This window comes from Thermovirga sp. (assembly GCA_012523215.1).
In the GTDB taxonomy this organism is placed as follows: Bacteria; Synergistota; Synergistia; order Synergistales; family Thermovirgaceae; genus 58-81.
Genome location: JAAYIZ010000301.1, coordinates 1 through 4,137, shown reverse-complemented (window position 1 = coordinate 4,137; position 4,137 = coordinate 1). Strand labels below are relative to the sequence as shown.

2 protein-coding genes, 9 tRNA genes and 1 pseudogene are annotated in these 4,137 nt (G+C 56.6%); 10 read left to right on the top strand and 2 right to left on the bottom strand.

All coding sequences use genetic code 11. The features are described 5' to 3' along the window. Together GX108_08160 and GX108_08155 are read right to left on the bottom strand one after the other, a co-directional pair. Positions 1-975: hypothetical protein (locus GX108_08160; protein ID NLO56994.1), on the bottom strand; the 975-nt coding region annotated here is incomplete at its 3' end. A 224-nt stretch (positions 976-1,199) separates the two neighbouring features. Next, a pseudogene (locus tag GX108_08155) lies at positions 1,200-2,357 on the bottom strand (transposase family protein). 202 nt (positions 2,358-2,559) lie between these two features. On the opposite strand from GX108_08155, the gene GX108_08150 reads away from it, so the two are divergent. From GX108_08150 to GX108_08105, 10 genes are all read left to right on the top strand, one after another. Then, a tRNA-Ala gene (locus GX108_08150) sits at positions 2,560-2,634 on the top strand. 36 nt (positions 2,635-2,670) lie between these two features. Further along, a tRNA-Pro gene (locus GX108_08145) sits at positions 2,671-2,748 on the top strand. Positions 2,749-2,769: 21 nt separating this feature from the next. Continuing rightward, positions 2,770-2,845, top strand: a tRNA-Gly gene (locus tag GX108_08140). 21 nt (positions 2,846-2,866) lie between these two features. Further along, positions 2,867-2,943: transfer RNA gene (locus GX108_08135), tRNA-Arg, on the top strand. Positions 2,944-2,962: 19 nt separating this feature from the next. After that, positions 2,963-3,039: transfer RNA gene (locus GX108_08130), tRNA-His, on the top strand. Between the two features lie 14 nt (positions 3,040-3,053). Further along, positions 3,054-3,129: transfer RNA gene (locus tag GX108_08125), tRNA-Arg, on the top strand. A 19-nt stretch (positions 3,130-3,148) separates the two neighbouring features. Further along, positions 3,149-3,224: transfer RNA gene (locus tag GX108_08120), tRNA-Lys, on the top strand. Positions 3,225-3,260: 36 nt separating this feature from the next. Beyond that, positions 3,261-3,336 (top strand) — tRNA-Lys (locus GX108_08115). Between the two features lie 10 nt (positions 3,337-3,346). Continuing rightward, positions 3,347-3,432 (top strand) — tRNA-Leu (locus GX108_08110). Between the two features lie 123 nt (positions 3,433-3,555). Beyond that, positions 3,556-4,137, top strand: a 582-nt coding sequence (locus GX108_08105) for a trigger factor family protein (protein ID NLO56993.1), incomplete at its 3' end; no start/stop codon positions are given.

Genomic DNA, 4,137 nt, shown 5'->3' with positions numbered 1-4,137 from the left:
CTTGTAATCCTCGGCATTCAGCGCTCGAAAGGTCCGTTCGGCCATTCCTTTTTCGATCGAGGCTAATCTCCTGCCCCTTTTTTCGATCTCCTTTTTCAGGAGGATTCGTTCCGATTCAAGCCTGGATAGGATCAGGGCTAAAAGGGACTTTTCCCTGAGAATGGACAGGATCCCCTGTCCTGCGGGGAGGGGGTCCCCGAGAAGAGTGCCGAAGCAGGATAATTCGTTTCCGATTTCCTGCAATAGACATACCCTCAAATGGGGTTCCCCTCCTTCCCGCCCTCTCCTCGGCAAAATAAGGTCTTCCCAGGTTTTGCTGTCGTGAAGGTGCCACCTGTCATGAAGAGATGAAGCCAGTTTTCTCCCCATTTTGGGCAACAGGGTCAGTGAGTAGTAAACAACGGGGCCCTTCACGCCCCGGGGAGTGGAAAGAGTGAAGGGTTGGGCTGGAAGAACGTAGGGGCTTCCCGGAAGCCTCGATGAGCCGAGGGGCGTTCCAGCGGATCCCGAAAAGGCGGAGGCGATGATAAGCCCGTCGTCGTCCACCAGGACCAGGTCGTTGAATTTGCCGGTAAATTCGCATAGAATTGACTTTTCCCTCCTGATCCCGGCAGCGATACTCCTGGAAAAGGTGAGCTCAATGATCCTGTCTCCGGATAACCTGGAGGCTCCCGTCAGGGTGGAGCCGACGATATGTTTTTTCAAGAGCATCCCCAAGGAGGGCTTGACCCGCTCCGACAGGGCCAATTGATCTATGTCTTTCCTTTCGGCGCTGCAAAGCGTGGCGAAGGGTTCCTTCCAGCGGATGAAAAGGCCCTGGTCGTGCCGTCCGAAGAAGAGCGACGCCCATCCGTCGCCGCTTTCTGATTCAGAGCAGCGTTTGTACAGGAATTCGTCCCTGATGGATTCGACCAGGAGGTCGAACAGCTCGGGCTGCATTATGATGGAGGCCCCTTTCTCGGTCTTCACTTTCATTCCAAACCATGTCGATTATATTCCAGATCCCGCTGTTCCGGTTCTCCCGTGGTTTGGGCACGTTCCGGCCCGTCGCGCTCGCGCCGGGGTCCGTTCTCCCCTGTTGCCTCATATAAGAATCTAAGTGAAAGTCCTTCGTTGCCTCACGAAGAAATCTAAGCGACCCTACCGGGATCGGTCTCCTTTCCGGGGAGACCCTTGTTCTTGGTCGCAAAGGCCCTGTTGAGCCTGGTCTTGAGCCGGTCCACCTCTTTCTTCAAGTCCGCCAGGTTCAGGGCCTCGAACTGCTCCCTCAAGGAGGATTTTACCTCCTCCGTGACATCTTCCGAAGCCATCAGGCGCTGGTAGGGTGTCTGGGGTGTGTCGTAGGTCTTCCTGACCTTCGCCCCGACCCTAACCTTCGAAACCAGCTTCGCCGAGGGAAGGAAGAAGTTCACGTAGAGCCTGTGAACGTCATAGAGGTCGTTGAGAGCTTTCACCTCTTCGTCCGTGTCGTACCTGGCATAGCCGGCCACCCTCCTGACGACGGACCAGTTCTTCTGTTCCACGTAGCAGTTGTCGTTTTTGTTGCCGGCCCTGGACCTGGTGAAGGTTATCCTCTCCTCCTCGCAGTACTCCAGCAGGTGGCAGTTTATGAAGGTCGAGTCATTGTCGGAATCTATGCCCTGCAGGGGGAAGGGCAGGCGCTCTCTGATGGCCTTGAGGGCTTCCAGGGTCCAGAGCCTGGCCCTGTTCTTGACGGCCCTCAGTTCGGTCCACCCTGAAGCCACGTCGGTGACGTCCAGGGTGAAAGCAAATTCTCCTTTGGCGTTCCCGCCTTCATGGGATACCAGGTCTATCTCGGCGAAACCCGGCCTCTTTTCGTCCCAGTCGGCGAAGGTGCGTATCGGTATCTTGTGCTTGAGCAAAGTCCCGGGCTTCGTGGAAGAACGCTCCTTCAAGCGCAGTTTCCTCTTCCGGTCCGCCAGGATGCGGTCGATGGTGGCGGCGGAAATGGACATGACCTTGTCCCTAGTCTCTCCGGAGAGGGTGAGATCCCCCGAGGCCTCAAGCTTTGGGACCAGCCAGGGCAGGGCTGCGGCAAGCCTCTTGCCGCAGATGTAGTCCATCATCTTCCAAAGCGAAGCCAATACAGCGGCCGCTTCTCCGTCATAGGCCCTAGGCCTCTTCCTTTTCCCGCGGGCCTTATGGCCCTTCCTGTCGGCTTGCAGGATCAGGGAGGCACCCCTGCCGCCCCCAAGGTATAGGCGCCGGCCGAAGAGGCAGAGAAGGTGGGAGGCGTAGTCCCGGTTGTAGCCCGTCGTGGCGGTAACACGGTCCAATATTAGGCCCTTCTCCTTCTTCGGCGCCCTGCGGTACTCGTCAGAAGCCTGTACGATCACTTCCCTCCTCGCACCCATCGAAAGCCTCACCCGTCCTTCCCCCTTCCTCCAGGGTCACACCCCTTGAAGGAAGATGCTATACCCTTCGGCTAGATTCTTAGGTGAGGCAACGTATCCCTTTCGTCTAGATTTTAGGTGAGGCAACTCGTCTCCTTGACAACAAGGCGTTCCATCTCTAGAATTGTCGCCGTCACTGAAGAAAGGGGCTGTAGCGCAGCGGGAGCGCGCTTCCTTCGCACGGAAGAGGCCGGGGGTTCGATTCCCCCCAGCTCCACCAGGTCGAATAAGCTTTTCGGCTCTTTTGAGTCTTGCTCGGGGCGTAGCGCAGCCTGGTTAGCGCACCTGCTTTGGGAGCAGGGGGTCGAAGGTTCGAATCCTTTCGCCCCGACCATTTGAATGCCGGAAAGCTTCCGCGGGAATAGCTCAGTTGGCAGAGCGACGGCCTTCCAAGCCGTAGGTCGCGGGTTCGAATCCCGTTTCCCGCTCCAGTTTGCCAAAAGCGGTAATTTGCGCTTGTAGCTCAGTTGGATAGAGCAACGGACTTCTAATCCGTAGGTCGCGGGTTCGAATCCTGCCAAGCGCGCCATCGTCCCTTTCGATATGTGGTGGGCGTAGCTCAATAGGTCAGAGCGCTGGACTGTGGCTCCAGAGGTTGGGGGTTCGATTCCCCTCGCTCACCCCATTTTTCGAGTCGTTGCGCCCGTAGCTCAGAGGATAGAGCGGCGGACTTCGGATCCGCTGGTCGCGGGTTCAAATCCTGCCGGGCGCGCCATTTCGAGGCGAGAATGCAAGGGCCATTAGCTCAACTGGCAGAGCACCTGACTCTTAATCAGGGGGTTACAGGTTCGATTCCTGTATGGCCCACCAAATTCTCCCGGTTTTTGGTTTATAATGTCGACAAGTGGGTCATTAGCTCAACTGGCAGAGCACCTGACTCTTAATCAGGGGGTTACAGGTTCGATTCCTGTATGACCCACCAAAAGAAATCCGCGAGAGTGGTGGAATTGGCATACACGCTGGACTTAGGATCCAGTGCCTTAACGGCATAGGGGTTCGAGTCCCCTCTCTCGCACCATTTTTAAGCACTGGCGGCTGTTCATCGCATTTCCCTCAGGGAACCCCTTGGAGCGCCAAGGGGTTCCTGTTTTGTAAAACATCGTTCACCGGTGGCGCCGGCCAGGGGAAGGGGTGTAAATCGTTGCGCTCAGAGATCGTTTCGCAAGAGAAGAATATAAACCGTATCAAGGTGGAAATCGAGGAGAAAACCTTCCAAGCCAAGATGGAAGAAACCCTGGAGGAGATGAGGGCCAAGGCGAACATCAAGGGATTCAGGAAAGGACGCGTTCCACGGAAGGTTCTCCAAATGCACCTGGGGGCCAAAGCGATAATGGCGGAAACGCTCGAGAAAATGATCCCCGACGTGATCGAGAACATCGTTAAGGAGTACGAACTGGATCTTATTTCGGAACCATCGGTCGATGTCGACGACGTCAAGGCCGGTGAGCCTCTCGTGATGACTTTTGTTTTCGAGACTATGCCCGAGGTTATACTGCCCGAACTCGACAGCCTGGAGGTGATCCGGAAGAACGTCGCGGTCACGCCGGGCATGGTTGCCGAGGCCATATCAACCTTGCGCGATAGCGCAGCGGAAAGGGAACCCGTCACCGACAGGCCCCCCAGGGAGGGCGACCTCCTCGAGGTCGCGTACGACATGGCTCTTTTTGAGGATTCACCCGGAGAGGCTTCCGAGAAAAGCGACAGTCAGAAATCAATGGTGGAG